Genomic DNA, 16,237 nt, shown 5'->3' on the forward strand with positions numbered 1-16,237 from the left:
GTACTCCAAGCCTGAACCGGTACCGCAGCGCCGAGGATTTGGATCAATGCCGGCCTCACAGCACAGCCTTAGCCCTCAAACCTTGATCTCGTAGCGGTTGAGCAGCCCATATAGGGTAGGCCGGGTAACGCCGAGCAATTCAGCAGCGCGCGAAACATTGCCATCGGCATAAACCATTGCCTGATGGATAGTCTGACGCTCAGCCCGTTCGCGGGCCTCACGTAGATCTAACGGCGAATCAGCCACCTCTATCGAGTCCAGTTCCAAATCCTGTGCGGTAATTTGGCCGGATTCACACATAATCGCCGCGCGCCTGAGTCGATTCTCTAATTCCCGAACATTCCCCGGCCAGGAATGGGTTTGCAAAGCTTGCAGCGCACCGGGGGTGCAGCTCAATTGGGCTTTACCTAATTCCCGACTGAGCGTATTTAGCAGCGCCCGAGCGATCAGAACCGTATCCCCTTCCCGCTTGCGCAACGGTGGAATTCGTACCGTCACAGGGCTGACCCGGTAATAAAGATCCTGGCGAAACTGACCTTCGGCAATCAATGCCAGTAAATCACGATGGGTAGCGCAGATCACCCGCGTGTCCACGGTGATCGACTGGCGCCCCCCAATCCGTTCGATGACCCGCTCTTGCAAAAACCGCAACAGCTTGGCTTGCAACGGTAGCGGCAGATCGCCAATCTCATCCAACATCAGCGTGCCACCCTCTGCGTACTCAATCTTGCCCCGCGTTTGCTTAGCCGCTCCGGTAAAGGCGCCTTTTTCGTAACCAAAGAGTTCACTTTCCAGCAACGTATCGGGAATCGCAGCGCAATTGATCGCGATAAAAGCACCCTTGGCCTGACTCATATCATGCAGTGCGCGCGCCAGCAGTTCCTTGCCGGTGCCGCTCTCACCCAAAAGCAGTACGCTGGCGCTGGTGGGAGCCACCTTTTGGATCGTACGACAGATGGCGAGCATGGCTGGGCTAGCGGCAATGATGCCGTGTAACGGGGCGCTAGTCTGGCGAGCCAGCAATTCCCGATTTTCTTGTTCGAGTAAATAAAGGTTATAGGCCCGATCAACCAGAAGCCGCAGCACGTCGGCATCGACCGGTTTCTGGTAGAAATCGTACGCACCCATCGCAACGGCACGTAAGGCGTTTTGGCGATCATCGTTGCCGGTAACGACGATGATCTTGCTATGGGGAGCTACCGTTCGGATCTGCCCCAGTGCCTTAAGCCCTTCCGAGGCGTTGGCTGGGTCTGGGGGCAAGCCCAAATCCAACAACACGATAGCCGGGCCATCAGCACGCACCCGTTTCATGGCACTCTCCACGTCTCCCGCTTCAAGCACCTCGTACCCGTCGAAACACCAGCGCAGTTGGTTACGCAATCCTGGATCGTCCTCGACGATCAGTAACTTCTGGCCGATTGCTTCCATTGCATGACTCCCTAACCGGGTACCGGTATCACAGGATTTTCGACGCGAGGCAGATACAGGGAGAATAGAGTGCCCTTTTGCGGTCTACTGTCCACGGTCAATTCACCACCCGCCCCCAAAGCAAACTCGCGGCTCTCGTAAACGCCAATCCCCATGCCGGCGTTCCCCTTGGTGGTAGTGAACGGGCGAAACAGTCGCTCACGGATAAAGCGCTCATCCATCCCGCAGCCATCGTCGCGAATCTCAACGACTGCGGTATGCTCCTGAGATCGAACTCGGACTTCGACTTTACCTTTGGGTCCTGTAGCCTCCTGAGCATTCTGAATCAAATGCTCCAGGATGGCGACCAAGCGGTCTCGATCCACCCGCACCCACGGATCATGGCCAGGTGTTAGGTGCAGGATGGGTTTGGGTAGCTGGCCGATGCGAACCGCAATCGCTTGCTGCGCGGCTTCAGCGAGTGCCAATGAAGTGATTCGGCCCGACGCCCGCTCGGTGCGTAACTGTGTCAACAGCCGGTTCATTCGCCCGGTAGCGTTGGCGACCGTGCTGAATGCATCTTCGACAAAGGCTGGATTTGCTTTGTGCCGACCCGCGTTAGCGACGACAAGCGCCAGTTGTGCCGCAATATTTTTGAGGTCATGCACTACATAAGCTGATAAACGATGAAAAGCCTCAAACTGACGAGCCTCCGACAGCGCTTCGCTGGATTCGAGCAACGCCACGTAGCCAGCAACTTGACCGGCGGCGGTTTTGAGTAAGTCGTGATCCTCCCAGTTAAGCGCTCGATGAGCGTTGCCTTGGGCAAGCACGAGAAAACCATTCAATTCCTGCCCTTGTGATAAGGGTACTACCAGCCAAGCCTGCCGCATCTGACCCAACCAGTCCGGCAAAATTAACTCTGAATAGATTTCAGGGGTCGCCGCATACTGTTTTAAATCAATCACCCAACGGCGCTGATCGAGGAACGTTATCAGTGAACCATCGACCGGCTCGCGGCGGATCATGGGTTCGACCATGTTCCAGCTCGCCCGCACACTAAAGTATTTCGGCCCACTGCGAACCCATAATAGTCCCCCCATGCTATCAACGATTTCGGCCACCGCCCGAATGGATCGGGTACGCGGTGGCTCGTTCGCTTCCCCAATGGACAGAGTTCGCGTGAAACGCAACCATTCCTGGCGATAATCGTATTTGGCATGGTAAAAATGTTTACTAAGAAAGACACGCAACTTCGCCCGCAATTGGCCGGAAAACAATAAAGTCGCCAACAGCACACCGGCGCCAGCCAAAAAAGTTGCATGTAAAGCGGTGCCCCAGGTTCCGCCGAACTCTCGAATGTAATAGCCGACTCCTGCCATGAACAGCAGATAGATCCCCGCCCCAAAGATAGCCGTGGAATATTGCGTGATCTGACGGGATACAAACACTTCGACCGACCATTTGGGATTGCGGGCGGCCGCTACCGCCAATAGCGGCACGGCCATGGTATTGACGAACCCGCGCGCTTGCCAAATTCCTGGGTCCATCTGCTTAAACAGCAAGGCATCGGCATAAAGGAAAAAATCGTAGCCGAATAGCAACCCTAGTCCTAGGTATAGAAATTTGGTTGCCCAACGCTGCTGCGGACGGGTACGGCGGAATAACTGTTCAATAAAAAACAAGCCACCGACGGCGAAACCGATATGACCGAGAATAGCCACATCGGGTGGCAGATACACCGCAAGATCCCCCCACTCACCCAATTCAATCCCTAACAGGAGTACCCCAGACCCGATGGGCAGTGCCCACTTCCAAAGCCAACCGCGCTTAACCCACGCCTCCTGTATCGCCGGTTCAAGCAGATGGGCTAGGAAAACCAGCCAAGCTACGCTGCGGGCCACTTCCAAGCTTTGATACCACCAGTCGGAACTGGTGACGGCACCGTGAGAATGCAAAGCAGCCCGCAGCGCCCACGGAACACTGATGAGGGTGGCGATGACCAGCAAGCCGCCTTGCAGCCGACCTCGCCAACCGCTCAATAGCAATAACAGTAACAACAGCCAAGCAACAGCCGCCAGTCCATGACTGATAAACGCTACTTCGCTCACCGATACTCCGCCGAGTCAACCTTCCGCCCTACCCGATGAAAAAAGTTAGGGCTTCACCGTCACTGCAAACGATTCGCTTTAGGCAAACCACTCCCCAATCACATTGGCTTAAGCTGGGTGTTACGGCTTTACAATGTGCTAAGCTGCGATTTAGCATCCGCTGCCTGAGGAAAATCTGGGCTTAAACGCAAGGCTTCTTGCAGCGATTGTTTGGCGCGATCTTTCTCACCCGCCTTGAGATAAGCCATCCCCAGATGGTAGTGATAGATAGGGTTTTGCGCGTTTTTAGCGATACTTTGACGGAATTCACGGATAGCGAGCGGCGCATTATCCTGCTTGTAGTAAATCCAGCCGACCGTATCACTGATATCCGGCTGTTCGGGAAGCACCGCTTGCGCCTGTTTCGCGTACTGAAGTGCGGCGGCTAAATCCTGGCCGTTTTCCGCTAGCAACCAGGCCAAATTGTTGGCTGCCACGGCGGCACGCGGGTTGATCTGTAATGCTTTCTCATACCATTGGCGTGCATCGGCGACTTTATTTTGGGCCTGAAAAATGGTCGCAACCATGGTGGGTGCGCCCGCATTGGTAGGATTCTTCTGGGCTAGCTGCTCGAACTCTTGGCGGGCTTGATCAAGCTTTCCCTGTCTGAGATAGATCTGAGCCAACAATCCGAAGGGTTCTAGACGGTCCGGAGCGACCTCTAATACTTTGCGGAGAATCTGTTCGGCTTTGGACGTATCGCCTGTCGCTGCATGAATCTGCGCCGCCAATATCAGCAGATTTGGGTTATCCGGTGTTGCCTGGAGCTTTTTCTCAATGCGAGCCAGGGCATCTTGTGGTTTTTTCTCGCTTAAATCTAAGGCGGCCACCCCGGCCAAGGCTTCACCCGAATCGGGTTCCAACGCTAGAGCACGCTCAAATGCACGCCGGGCACCCACGCTATCTTTTTTCTGAAAGTGCAGGGCACCCAACTGAATATGGGGGATAGCTGCCTTTGGAAACTTCTGTGCCAGATCATTCAGGATCGCTTCCGCTTTTTCAGGCTGGTTTTGTGAAACCAGGATCTTCGCCAGAAGCAGTTGTGGGCCAGGATTGCCCGGCTGACTCTTGGCAGCAGCTTCAGCGTAACTTAAGGCTCCTTTCCCATCTCCAGCGGCCAAAGTGAGCTGAGCAAGTTGCATCTGTGCACCTACGGCACCGGGATTGATCTCCAGAACCCGCTTGAACGCATCAATCGATTGGTCGTTTTGTTGGCGCGATGCATACACCGTCCCCAACAGATAATGACCGGCGGCAAATTTTGGATCAGCGTCAATAGCCGCTTGGATTTTAGTGAGCGCCTCATCAGTTTTCTTATCGGCCAGCAAAAAGCGGCCTTTCAACAAGAGAGCTTCAGGATTTTTCGATTCGCGGCCCAAGACCTCATCAATCAGGCGATGCCCGGATTCACGCTGCCCTCCTGCGAAATCAAGCGCCGCCAAGCGCCGCTGTGCTTCAGCAAAGCCTTGCTTGTCTTGAACCAAGGCCGTCAGCAACGGGCGCGCTTCCTGCTCCCGTTTATGCAAAATGTAATAGTCAGCCAAGGCCAAGCGAGAGGCAACACCGGTTTTATCAGCCTCAACAACGGTCTTGAGCGGCTTTTCGGCCTCGGCGGCGCGACCGGACGCCAAATAAAACGCGGCTAGCGCGCGATTAGCGCGCACATCGTTAGGCTCTAAAGTAATCGCGTCTTGTAAGGATTTTTCCGCTGCGGCGGGCTGATTGGTAGCCCACAGATAATTCGCTAAGGCCAAGCGCGCATTGACTGATTTCGGGTCGAGCGCGACGGCTTTTTCGAAACCAGCCCGAGCCTCTTCCCGGTTGCCACGGGCCATCTGGAGTGCACCCAATACCCCATAGGCCCGGCTTTCGTCGGGATCAAGCTGAATGGCCTCCTCCATCTCTTTGATCGCACCATCCATATCCTTGAGGCCGGCCAACGCATTGGCCTTGAGGATCTGCGCGTCAATATGTTTTGGATCATTAGCCAACACCTGATCAGCTCTTGCCTTGGCATCTTCGAATTTCTGAGCCAGCAGAAGCAATGCACCGGCTTTAAGCTGTGCCTCGTTATCTTTCGGCAATAAAGCCGCTGCGCGCGTATATTCGAACAGCGCATTCCTGGCATCGCGTGTATAGGTGTAAGCTTCCGCCAGCTTCAGGCGGGCTTCACCATACTGTGGGTCTTGCTGGATCGCATTGCGGTATTCAATGATCGCTTCGGGATATTTTTTTTGTTCGAAATAAGTATTGCCTTTATCAAAATACTCTTTCTTGGCTACTTGGGGATCTTTAGAGCAGCCTACGGCGAATAAGCTGAGAGTGGTAAGCAAAACAATTGATACCTTTGTGCTCATGATCATTCTATTCCTTCAGAGGCCAACAAAAACGTTCGCGGCTCAACCGCGACCGACCGGTTGATAGTACTGTCGTTAATCAACGAATACGATCCGTCACCCTAGTAGACTTACGTCGTACTAGCCGCAGGCAAGTACCATCCCAAGATTGGTAGAATCGCCTGCGCGAAATCTGTTGCCGCCCGCTCGCTGTCTGCTTCGGTGCCAGAGGAGATAACCGGCGAGATGATACGGACTAAGGCAGCGTCGGTTCGGTTATAGCGAATCGCATCGAGGACCGTATAGATTTTGCCCAGGTACTCACTGGCGATAATCCGGTTGTGGCTTTGATACCAGTAGAGAACAACCTGCCGTTCAAGCCCTTTCTGGATCGTGAGTCGATTGATTTCGACCATTTCTTCGGTGCCGCCATCCCTCACCAGCGGAAGCTGAATGCGGTCACGGCGCACAGGCTCCCATCCTGCACCAGGCAGGCAATTTAACGGTGAGTGCATGGTATCGCCCTGGCGTTGGGACCGATAGTAGCCGACGTAGAGTGAGACAGGTGGTAGGGGCTCTTTATGGTAAAACCGATTGACATATTCATCGACGCCGAGAACCGACTCTATTTTCTGATCGAAATTCGGCAGATTTTCTCCGCGCCAAGTCCCTATCAACAAAGGCATCGTGACCAGTGATTGCCGAGTTGGCACTTGCTCGAAGTGATCGGCCCGTGCCAAATACAACGCTCCAAGCAGCATTAAAATGATTGTGGTGACCATTCGGGCCAGCATCGCTGATTGCTCCTTTTAAGATTCAGTAACGATACGAGAGGGTGGTACCATGCGCCGGATCACCCATTGGAACAACAGCACCATGCCAAAGGCAAATGCAAACACCAGCCAGCCGGAAAAGGTATGGAAAAACCCTTCTGCTGCCGCTGGTCCCCAGTAATGGGCAAGAATTCCGGTACCGGCAACGCGCAACCCATTAGCGAAGATAGCGGTAGGGATGGTCGCCACTGCGAGCAACCACCGGACCCATAGCCGACTTTCTGTAAAATAACCCAGCAAAATACCGAGAGTGATTAACGACACCAGAGATCGAATCCCGCTACACGCTTCGGCAACCTCCAGAGTCGTGTGCGCCAAGATAATGACGTTCCCCTCACGCAACACGGGGATTCCCACCATCGATAGTACGCCCGATGAGAATCGCGAGGCGAGGAGCTGCAAGGGAAATGCGACTTGATTGAAGAGAATGGCTGGAATCGGAATCATTAGTACCAGGAGAGCCAGAGGAAAAACTAACAGCCGCAAGTGGTTCCAGCCCAAAATGAACAGAATGCTGCCCGCCAAAACCGCCAACAAGCCAATACGGGTAACAAACAGCTCAGCTCCCAAAGTACCGGCGATGAGCAAAGCCACTCCCCCAAGTACCACCAGCAAACCCAACCAACTGGGCCTAATGGCCGCCTGCATCAGCCGGTCGCGGCGCTCCCAAGCGAGATATAACGAGATGGGGACGATCAGGAAACCGTGTGAATAGTTGTCGTCTGTTGACCAATCGTGGACGAGCTTAATCACCACCTCTTGAAATAGAAAACCGAATGTGACGATATAAGTTAATAAAGCCAAGAAATGCAGTTTGAATTTGGATAAATCAAGGGTATGCATAGTGTTATTATCGTAAAATGAACATCGTTATTAAAAAACAAACGATAAATATCTAATTCTTAAAAATTTTAGCTAAAGAAATTGCATACATAATAACAACAAGCAATGCTCTATTAAATACCAAAACATTCTATCATTGGTGCATTAAGCAGCGTAACGAGAAACGGCGACCGGAAGGCCGCCGTTCGATCTTTGAGAATTTGAGCGCTTAAGAAAGCGCAAATTTAAGCCTTGCAGTGGCAGACGGCAAAACGAAAACCGACCACATCAAAACATCTGGCCGCGATTCGTATCCTCATCACGAATGCTGAGATCCATCGGAGCAGCCGATTTGCCGCCGCCGGCACCGGTTCCCTCAGAAAGTCGGATCTGCAAGCCGACATTGTTCTTAGAGTCGGCATTCTTGATCGCTTCCTCACGCGAAATCTTGCCTTCCTTGTAGAGCTTGAACAGCGATTGATCGAACGTGATCATCCCCGATTCGGTCGCCTGCTCCATGGCGTCCTTCACGTAGTCGATCTTGCCCTTCTGGACCAGATCGGCGATGTAGGGTGTATTCAGTAGGATTTCCACCGCCGGCACCAAACCGCCGTTCAGTCCACGGATCAACCGCTGTGAGATGATGGCGCGCAGATTCAATGACAAATCCATCAGCAACTGCGGCCGTGCTTCCTCAGGGAAAAAGTTGACGATGCGCTCCAACGCACCGTTGGCGTTGTTGGCGTGCAGAGTGGACATGACCAAGTGCCCAGTCTCAGAGAAGGTCAAGACGAACTTCATGACATCGCGCTCGCGGACCTCACCGACCAGGATCACATCGGGGGCCTCGCGCATAGCGCTACGCAAAGCATTTTCGTAGCTGTGCGTGTCAATGCCAACTTCGCGTTGACCCACGACTGATTTCTTGTGTTGATGGGTAAATTCGATGGGGTCCTCAATGGTGAGAATATGGCCCGGTGCGCTGGAATTACGGTGATCGATCATCGCGGCCAGCGTGGTGGATTTGCCCGAGCCGGTAGCGCCTACCAGCAGGAGCAACCCCCGCTTTTCCATGACGAGTTGCCGCAGTATAGGCGGCAGACCGAGTTCCTCGACTTGCGGGATATCGCCCCGAATGAAGCGAATCACCATCGAGACCTCACCGCGCTGCTTAAAGACGTTAGAGCGGAACCGGCCGACTCCATGCAGCGGAATAGCGAAGTTAAGTTCCCATTCGTGCTCGAATTCCTTGATCTGATCGTCCTTCATAACTGAATAGGCGATCTCGCGCACCTGGCCTGGCCCAAGCACCTTGTTGCCGATTGGGCGCACCACACCGCCGATTTTGATATTGACCGGGGCACCGACATGGAAAAACAGATCGGATGCGCTCTTGTCAACCATCAATTTGAGGTAGGGAGTAATATCCATCGCAGTCGTCTCTCAGGCCAGCCGGCTCAAGCCATGGGGCGCAACGACCCGGCGGGTTTCGGGCAGGGGTTAGATGACTATAGGAAGAGTGGAGCGCTTCCGTTCCTATTGGCTCTTGATCTTAGAAAGATAGTATATCTCATTTTACAACATCAGCCAAAATGACTTCGCAAACGGATACCAATTTATGAAGATACACGAAGCCAGCATAACCGCTAAAGAATGCGCATTTCCTATACTTTACTGACTCGCCTCTACCAATATCTCGGCATCAATGGATTACTTCTGTCGGCGAACCACCAAAGTCAATGTCATCTTGATCCTTCTTGGAGGATGCCATACGCGCACGTCATGTTAGAGCTTATCAGTGGGCAGCGATGTTGCCAACTAGGCTGATTTCAGCATACTCAACTGCGACCAAGGCCTTGTTAATCAATGTTTATCTTCGGCCGGACGTAACCTCTATCGGCCTGCCTGAGTCTACCCAAGCATGATAGCCCCACCCCATCAGGACCCGCCAGCCTCTCCATCGGTACTTGAACCAGAGCTAGCCTGGTCGTTGCTGCTGACCCTACGCACCCGCGCAAAGGCATCCGAACCCCTCCCCGACCGTTTCGGGTTGAGTTTGGACAACCAGGGCCAAATCCACCTCGTTCCGGCGAATGACCACTCTACCCTGCTTGAGATCAGCGGGGGCGGCAGGTGGAGCGCCAGAGCATCGGTAACTCCAGCAGCCAGCGAGCAACTCGATCTCTACTTGCCGCTTGCCCTTGCCAGTCATACCCAACCATTAACAGTGGCGCATCTGGGGCAAAGTCTGGATGGCTACATCGCCACACTGACTGGTGCCTCCCGCTATGTGAACGGCCCGGAGAATCTGACCCATCTGCATCGAATGCGGGCTTTGTCCGATGCCGTGGTGGTCGGCTCCCACACGGTGGCGTGCGATAACCCTCAACTGACCACCCGGCGGGTGGTCGGCCCAAACCCCGTGCGTGTAATTCTTGATCCCCGTCGCCGTTTAGACGCCCGTTGGGCTTTGTTTCAAGACCCAGCAGCACCTACTTTGCTGGTTTGCGACGAAACGCGGGTCGATTCGGCCAAATGGGGCCATGCCGATATCCTGGGTGTGCCTTGCGTTGGCCAGCGGCTTGATTTACAGGCCGTGTTTGTGCGGCTGCGAGCGCGGGGCCTGTTTGGAATTTTTGTCGAAGGGGGTGGTTTGACGGTATCCGCTTTCTTGGAGGAAAAGCTGCTGGATCGGTTACAAATCACGGTGGCGCCGTTCATCATGGGTTCGGGTCGGCGCAGCGTGACTTTACCTCCGATCCACGATTTAGCCGACGGCTTGCGTCCTCCCCATCGTCGCTATCCGATGGGCGAAGACGTGCTATTCGATTGCCACTTACGCCCTTAAAGTCGGCCGAACACATCCTGATGGCCGACTTGCAGGTATGACTCTCCCTGTTCGATCCACCGCCGACGCTGAGCACCCCATGGGTCCAACCAGTCCAGCGAATCGTCAGCGATGAATTTGACGGCCTCTATCCAGCCTTCCAGGAGCGCTGTCTGCAAAGCCGCGTGGGTCGGCTCCAAGCGCCATGGGCTAGGCTGTAATATCACCCGATAGCCAAGTTCCCGTAGCGAAAACGCCAAAGAGGTCGCTGCATTCGGACCAAGCGCCGGCCCAAAACCCTTATCGGTACACTGGTGGCGGTTGATCCACTCACATACCCGTGCATCCTCCGCCAGAGCGGGTTGCCAGCGAATGGTTCCATCGTAGCTAAGCGCGACCAAAACGGTCGCTTGCCATAACCGGCAACGGTGAGTGAATCGCGTTAGCCAAGCCGAAGACACCAAATCCATAAACGCTGAGGCAGTGACCAAATCGAAAGCCGGTAGATCTAGGCTGTCCCATTCCTTTACGAGATCCAATGGTCGCCATTCCAGACTTAGCGCTAAGTCCTGTTCCACCCGCCAGGGTTGGAGCATTCTATGGCCACACGCCATTAAAGCGGCATCGTGATCAACCAAGCACCACCGCTGCTCGCCCGATAACTGCGGTGCCAAATAGCGCAGATTGGCACCCGTGCCACTGGCAACGTCCAGCACCGACAGCGGCCCCAACGATGTGCGCCAAGCCCGTAACTCAGCGGTTAGCGCCGAGCTACGGGAGATGGCATCAACCGGTTCACGAAGAGCAAGCCAAGCCGCCGCAAAACCGGCCATCAGGTTGATACCGTCTCCAGCACGGCCGCGAATTGGGCACACGCGCTCGGCCAGTCCGGCAATGTCGTCCGCACTCGGCGCGCGCCGTCCGCCAACTGCTGACGCAATTCCGGTTGAGCCAGCACGCGCGTCAACGCCTCAGCCAAGGCCATATCATCGCCGGGAGGAACCAATAATCCCGCGCTAGCCGGTACCGTATCGGGAATCGCACCAGCCGTCGTGCTGACAATTGGTAAGCCATGGGCCAGGGCTTCGGCCAATACCATCCCGTACCCCTCATACCAGGACGGCAGGACGAACACGTCTGCACGCTGGTAACAAGCCACCAGATCAACTGCATCCAGCTCGCCCAACCACTCAATGCGCTCGGCCAATTCTAATTCCATGGCTAGTGTACGCAGCGTCAGGGCGGTTTGGGGGTCCAGAGTCGTGCTGCCCGCGCAACGCAAGTGCCAGGGCAGCGATTTAAGTCGCTGCAACGCCCGAAATAACACGGCATGACCTTTGCGCGGCGTCAAGCTAGCCGCGCAGAGCAACACCAGATCAGCACGACCCGAACCCTCCGCGAGCGGTGCAGAATCAGTGCCGGGTACGACCACCGCACAGCGCTGGGCCGAGACACCGTAGTCGGCCAGTGCTCGTACCGTGTGAGGACTGGTCACGATGATTTGCCGGACATGGGTCAGGGCCATCCGTTCGCTGGCACGCAGCCGGTCTTGCAAAGCCGTGTCCAGCCCAGTTTCCAGCGCCAACGGATGGTGAACCAGCCCAACCAGTCGCAATCGCTTGCGGTGCAAGCTAACCGCTTCCGGCAAAGCGCCCAATGCGAGTCCATCGATGATCACGAGCGCGCCTGCGGGTAAGGCCATCAACGTCTCAGCAGCGCCGCGTAGCGCGGCTGGCGTTGGCATAGGAAAAGACGCATCCAGACGGTGCAGTTCGACCTGCCAGCCCAACATCGACAACCCCGCCATGATCCGGCGGTCGTAAAGATAGCCACCGGTACGGGTCTCAATCTCGCCCGGAATCAGAAAATGGGCGCTTCTCAAGCTAACGGCCCCTCGTAAGCTGCCCAAGCAGTATGCGATTCGTGTAGGACAACCCGCATAGTGCTCAGTCCGTTCGCATTTGGCCCCAGTTGCCCCTCATCAATCCGAGCAGCCATGCGGTCGAAAATCTCCCGCGCCAAAAACTCGGTGGTGGTGTTGCGACCGGCGAACTCTGGAATTTCATCCAGGTTACGGTGGTTCAATTCCGCCAATACCGCCCGTAGGCAATCGCTCAGCTTACTGATATCAACCACCACGCCGTCGGGGTCAAGATCAGGACGCCGCAGTTCGAGATCAACCACGTAGGTCGCGCCATGCAAACGCTGGGCGGGGCCGAAGGTTTGTCCTCGGAAGCTGTGGGCGATCATAAAATGATCGCGAACGCAAACGGCATACATCATTCTGGCTTACCTCAGTTTCGGAAGGGCGGGGTCGTGGGTTATCGGGATGAGTATAAACAACATGGGGTGGAACCGGCGGGTGTTCTGGCCCGTGCTAGTCGGCATAGCGGATACGATGACACAGAACCCCTGGGGGATTTTTGCTCAACTCCGTCATTACGCCCGGCAATTCGGCAAACAGGCTCTCACCGCTGATCAGGCAATCCAGTACCGGATCGGCCAATAAAGCCATCACGGTGGCCATCCGACGCTGATGGTTCCAGCGAGCGCGTTGGGCGGCTGCGATGGCGCCGACCTGCGAGCTTTGGATACGCAATCGTCTGGCATGAAACGCCTCGCCCAACGGCAAACTGACTGGACGGGCGCCGAACCAACTCACCTCCACCACCGTCGCCTCAAATCCGGCCAAACGTAAAGCCATCGCTAATCCATCCGCCGCTCCACTGGCATGGATCACTAAATCCTGATCATCGTCCGCCGCCGTCGGCCCGGCGAATCGTACTCCCAATCGTTTTGCAACGGCGGATTTGGTGGAATCGATATCCACCAACTGCACGCAACAACCAGGTAGCTGGCCGGCCAGCCAGGCGATGAGGCAACCAACGACGCCTGCCCCAATCACAGTGATCCGATCCCCAAATCGAGGCGCAGCATCCCAAAGCGCGTTCAGCGCAGTTTCCAGATTAGCCGCCAACACCGCTCGACCCGGTGGAATATGCCCTGGCACGGGGGTCACCGCCGCTGCCGGCACCACATAGCGATTTTGGTGCGGATATAGACAGAACACGGCCTGGCCACCCCCAGCCATCGCGCCTGCCTCCACCAGACCGACGCTGCAATAGCCGTATTTGACTGGTGCCGGAAACTCTCCCTGCTGAAAGGGAGCGCGCATAGTCAAGTATTGACTAGGAGGGGCTTCGCCACGAAAAACCAAGGCCTCGGTGCCACGACTGATCGCGGAATACAGCGTTCGGATCAGCACCTCACCGGGGCCGGGTACAGGTAACGATTCCACACGGAGTTCGCCCCGACCAGGGCCAGTCACCCAAAATGCCTGGGCGGTTAAAGCGCTTTCCACTATCGCAACCGCCTGCGAATCATGCCGCTCATGGGTATCAGGGTACAGTGAGCGCTAATGTAGCAATGATCACGCCGGGATCATCGGCACAAGGTTTCAGCGTAAAGCCCATGGCTCGACACAATGCCAACATCGGCGCGTTCTCCCGCAGGATTTCTCCGAACAGTTCGCGGAAATCACGGGTTCGCGCATAGCCAATCAAGCGGCGTACCAATAAGCTGCCTAGCCCGATACCGGTCGCTGCCCGTAACAGGATGATGGCGAATTCCACCCGCTCCTCGTCGGCCCGCATTAACCGCGCCACTCCACAGCTTTCCAGCGGTTGGCCAGGCCGTTGCCGAAATACCACCAGGGCCATATCTCGACCGTAGTCTATCTGGGTGAGCCGAGCCGCTTCCTCATGAATCAGCTCCTTAAAGGTATACATAAAGCGCATCCGTACTTCTTCGGTCGATAACTGTGCAAAGCTGGCGACAAAGTTCGGTTCATCCTGGGGTCGCACCGGCCGGATCAGCAGCGTTGAGCCATCGGGCAACGATATGGTTTCCTCCAACTCACGCGGATAGGGTCGAATCGCTAACCGCTGCTCGGCTGGCCCCGTGATCGGCGCGATCCGCAGCCGGGCTACCGTCACGGCAGCACCGCTTGAATGCAGTTGAATCGGTTTAAGCTCCAGTTCGCTCACTTCGCCCAACTCCACCACCAGTCGGGCAACGCTCTCCAATACGTTGACGAGACTGGCCAGCCAGTCGGAATGGGTATCACGCAGGAATCGATAAACCCGGGTATGGCGGATCGCTTCCCTGGCCAATACGCCATTGAGAGGAGGAAACACCACGACGCTTTCAGCGAACATCGCATCAGTGGCGCGACTCGCCGGCTCCAGCAATAACACCGCGCCGAATACTGGATCGACGAGCAAACGCAGACTCAGGGCAAACGGCGCCGGCTCGGCCATCTCCGGCAGAGTGATTGCAATACCGTACAGCGCCAGCAATGCCTTGCTGGTCGCCGCTTCTGGCTCAGAACAACCCCGCGCTAACCAATCCGCCACCAGCCGGCGAGGCGCTGTAGGATCTGGGGCGAAGAAAGCCGGCGTGGGTGGGGGCGTCGCCATTAACCCAATCCGACTTTGTACTTGATGCCAGCGGTGCATGAACGCCCCAATTGCGTCTTCGGGAAGATCAAATGTCGGGATGCCCCTTTCATGCAGTCGCTGTCGGCTAGTGCCGTCGCTGTCCTCCCCCAGCCAACAGACCAACACGCATGGGCGCTCGCCACTCTCGACGCGGCAGCGCTCAACGCTGTCGATCAGCGTTGTAGCGACTTTCTCAGCATTGGCCAGTGAATTGGGCGCATACAATACCAAGGTGCCGTTGTGATCCCGTTCACGGAGCACAATCTGCAAAATCGTGGCGAAGCGCTCAATATCAACTGCAATATCGAAAGCCAGCGGATAGCCCAGCGTCACATCCGCCGGAAGGGACTGACGCAACTGACCTGCTGCATCCTGGCTGAGGTGGGCCAAGCGCCCACCGACTGTCAGCAGGGCATCCACTGCTAACAAGCCAAGTCCTCGACTGTTGGCGATTATCGCTAACCGATCCCCAACGACCGGAAGATCGCACGCCAAGAGTTTCGCCGCCCAGAACAGCTCCCGCAACGAAGCGGCCCACTGTAATCCCACCCGACGGAAAGCCGCCTGATAAATGGCGTCGGTCGGCCACAGTGGGTCATTCCTGTGTTGGCCAGCACGTAGGACAATCACCGGTTTGCTCCGGGCCACCGCACGGGCTGCCGACAGAAACGAACGTCCCTTTTGTACCGTCTCCAAATCCAGCAAAATCGCTTGGGTGTCAGGATCGTCAGCTAGCCAATCCAATAATTCTGGAACATCAATATCACCACCCCCACCGACCACCATCACTTGCGAAAATCCGATTCCCTGCGCTCTAGCCCATGCCATCAGTGGCAACAGCACCGCACCCGATTGGGAAACTAGCGCTAATCGGCCCGGCCCTGGTAAAACCTCGGCTAAAGATCCGTTGAGACCCCAACGCGGCACCATCAGACCACCGCTCGCCGGCCCCAGTACGCGCAAGCGGCGTAAACGCGGCAGGCGCGGCGCGTCCCTGGGAAAAAACGCCGCATCACGATCCCCCTGGTGAGCGATGGCGGGCGTCGCGACCACAGCGATTTTGCTGCCAGCCCGATCCAATTGCCGCAACAGCTCAGGAACAGTACGCGGAGGGGTAACGATCATCGCCAGCTCCGGCACGACCGGCAGATCAGCGATGGCGCGGTAAGCGGGCCGGTCTTGAACCCGCTGATGTCGGCGATTGATGAAAAACAGCTCACCCTTACAAGCACCGGCCAATAGGTTACGGGCCAGTACCTCGCCAAGCGAGCCGGGACGTTCGCTGGCGCCGATCAACGCGATGGACGCAGGCTCGAATAGATCGCCTATCCCGTGGGAGGCCATCGCCTTAGCTCATACCCGG

General features: G+C 56.0%; 12 protein-coding genes. 1 reads left to right on the forward strand and 11 read right to left on the reverse strand.

From position 1 onward, the window contains the following. Window positions 1-75: 75 nt before the first annotated feature. The 6 genes from prsR to BN873_RS07900 form a co-directional block, all read right to left on the reverse strand. Window positions 76-1,428, reverse strand: a complete 1,353-nt coding sequence (gene prsR / locus BN873_RS07875) for a PEP-CTERM-box response regulator transcription factor (protein ID WP_048672588.1) — start codon at window positions 1,426-1,428, stop codon at window positions 76-78. 11 nt (window positions 1,429-1,439) lie between these two features. Further along, on the reverse strand, window positions 1,440-3,518 hold the full coding sequence (gene prsK, locus BN873_RS07880; protein WP_048672590.1) for an XrtA/PEP-CTERM system histidine kinase PrsK: 2,079 nt from the start codon (window positions 3,516-3,518) through the stop codon (window positions 1,440-1,442). Window positions 3,519-3,646: 128 nt separating this feature from the next. Then, complete coding sequence (locus BN873_RS07885) at window positions 3,647-5,914, reverse strand: tetratricopeptide repeat protein (protein ID WP_171820434.1); 2,268 nt, start codon at window positions 5,912-5,914, stop codon at window positions 3,647-3,649. Window positions 5,915-6,024: 110 nt separating this feature from the next. Further along, window positions 6,025-6,687 (reverse strand): exosortase C-terminal domain/associated protein EpsI, encoded by a 663-nt coding sequence (locus BN873_RS07890; protein ID WP_048672593.1) that lies wholly within the window; start codon window positions 6,685-6,687, stop codon window positions 6,025-6,027. A gap of 15 nt (window positions 6,688-6,702) precedes the next feature. After that, a complete protein-coding gene (xrtA, locus tag BN873_RS07895; protein ID WP_048672595.1) occupies window positions 6,703-7,569 on the reverse strand; it encodes an exosortase A in 867 nt (288 codons plus the stop codon). A 267-nt stretch (window positions 7,570-7,836) separates the two neighbouring features. Beyond that, a complete protein-coding gene (locus tag BN873_RS07900) occupies window positions 7,837-8,979 on the reverse strand; it encodes a PilT/PilU family type 4a pilus ATPase (RefSeq protein WP_048672597.1) in 1,143 nt (380 codons plus the stop codon). A 490-nt stretch (window positions 8,980-9,469) separates the two neighbouring features. On the opposite strand from BN873_RS07900, the gene BN873_RS07905 reads away from it, so the two are divergent. Beyond that, window positions 9,470-10,396: a RibD family protein gene (locus BN873_RS07905; protein WP_071244074.1), complete on the forward strand. Its 927-nt coding sequence runs from the start codon at window positions 9,470-9,472 to the stop codon at window positions 10,394-10,396. Here BN873_RS07905 and BN873_RS07910 read toward each other — a convergent pair. The 5 genes from BN873_RS07910 to BN873_RS07930 all read right to left on the reverse strand — a co-directional run bounded on the left by BN873_RS07910 (window position 10,393) and on the right by BN873_RS07930 (window position 16,218). Further along, on the reverse strand, window positions 10,393-11,208 hold the full coding sequence (locus BN873_RS07910; RefSeq protein ID WP_048672599.1) for a small ribosomal subunit Rsm22 family protein: 816 nt from the start codon (window positions 11,206-11,208) through the stop codon (window positions 10,393-10,395). The two genes, BN873_RS07905 and BN873_RS07910, sit on opposite strands and share 4 nt — an antisense overlap. Next, window positions 11,208-12,257, reverse strand: a complete 1,050-nt coding sequence (locus BN873_RS07915; RefSeq protein WP_048672602.1) for a glycosyltransferase family 4 protein — start codon at window positions 12,255-12,257, stop codon at window positions 11,208-11,210. Before BN873_RS07915 ends, BN873_RS07910 begins: the two co-directional genes overlap by 1 nt. Continuing rightward, window positions 12,254-12,655: a 6-pyruvoyl trahydropterin synthase family protein gene (locus BN873_RS07920; RefSeq protein WP_048672735.1), complete on the reverse strand. Its 402-nt coding sequence runs from the start codon at window positions 12,653-12,655 to the stop codon at window positions 12,254-12,256. The genes BN873_RS07915 and BN873_RS07920 overlap by 4 nt, the downstream gene beginning before the upstream one ends. A 97-nt stretch (window positions 12,656-12,752) precedes the next feature. Continuing rightward, a complete protein-coding gene (locus BN873_RS07925; RefSeq protein ID WP_048672604.1) occupies window positions 12,753-13,736 on the reverse strand; it encodes a zinc-dependent alcohol dehydrogenase in 984 nt (327 codons plus the stop codon). A gap of 37 nt (window positions 13,737-13,773) precedes the next feature. Then, on the reverse strand, window positions 13,774-16,218 hold the full coding sequence (locus BN873_RS07930; protein ID WP_048672607.1) for a bifunctional acetate--CoA ligase family protein/GNAT family N-acetyltransferase: 2,445 nt from the start codon (window positions 16,216-16,218) through the stop codon (window positions 13,774-13,776). Window positions 16,219-16,237: the final 19 nt, after the last annotated feature.

Source organism: Candidatus Competibacter denitrificans Run_A_D11 (assembly GCF_001051235.1).
In the GTDB taxonomy this organism is placed as follows: Bacteria; Pseudomonadota; Gammaproteobacteria; order Competibacterales; family Competibacteraceae; genus Competibacter_A; species Competibacter_A denitrificans.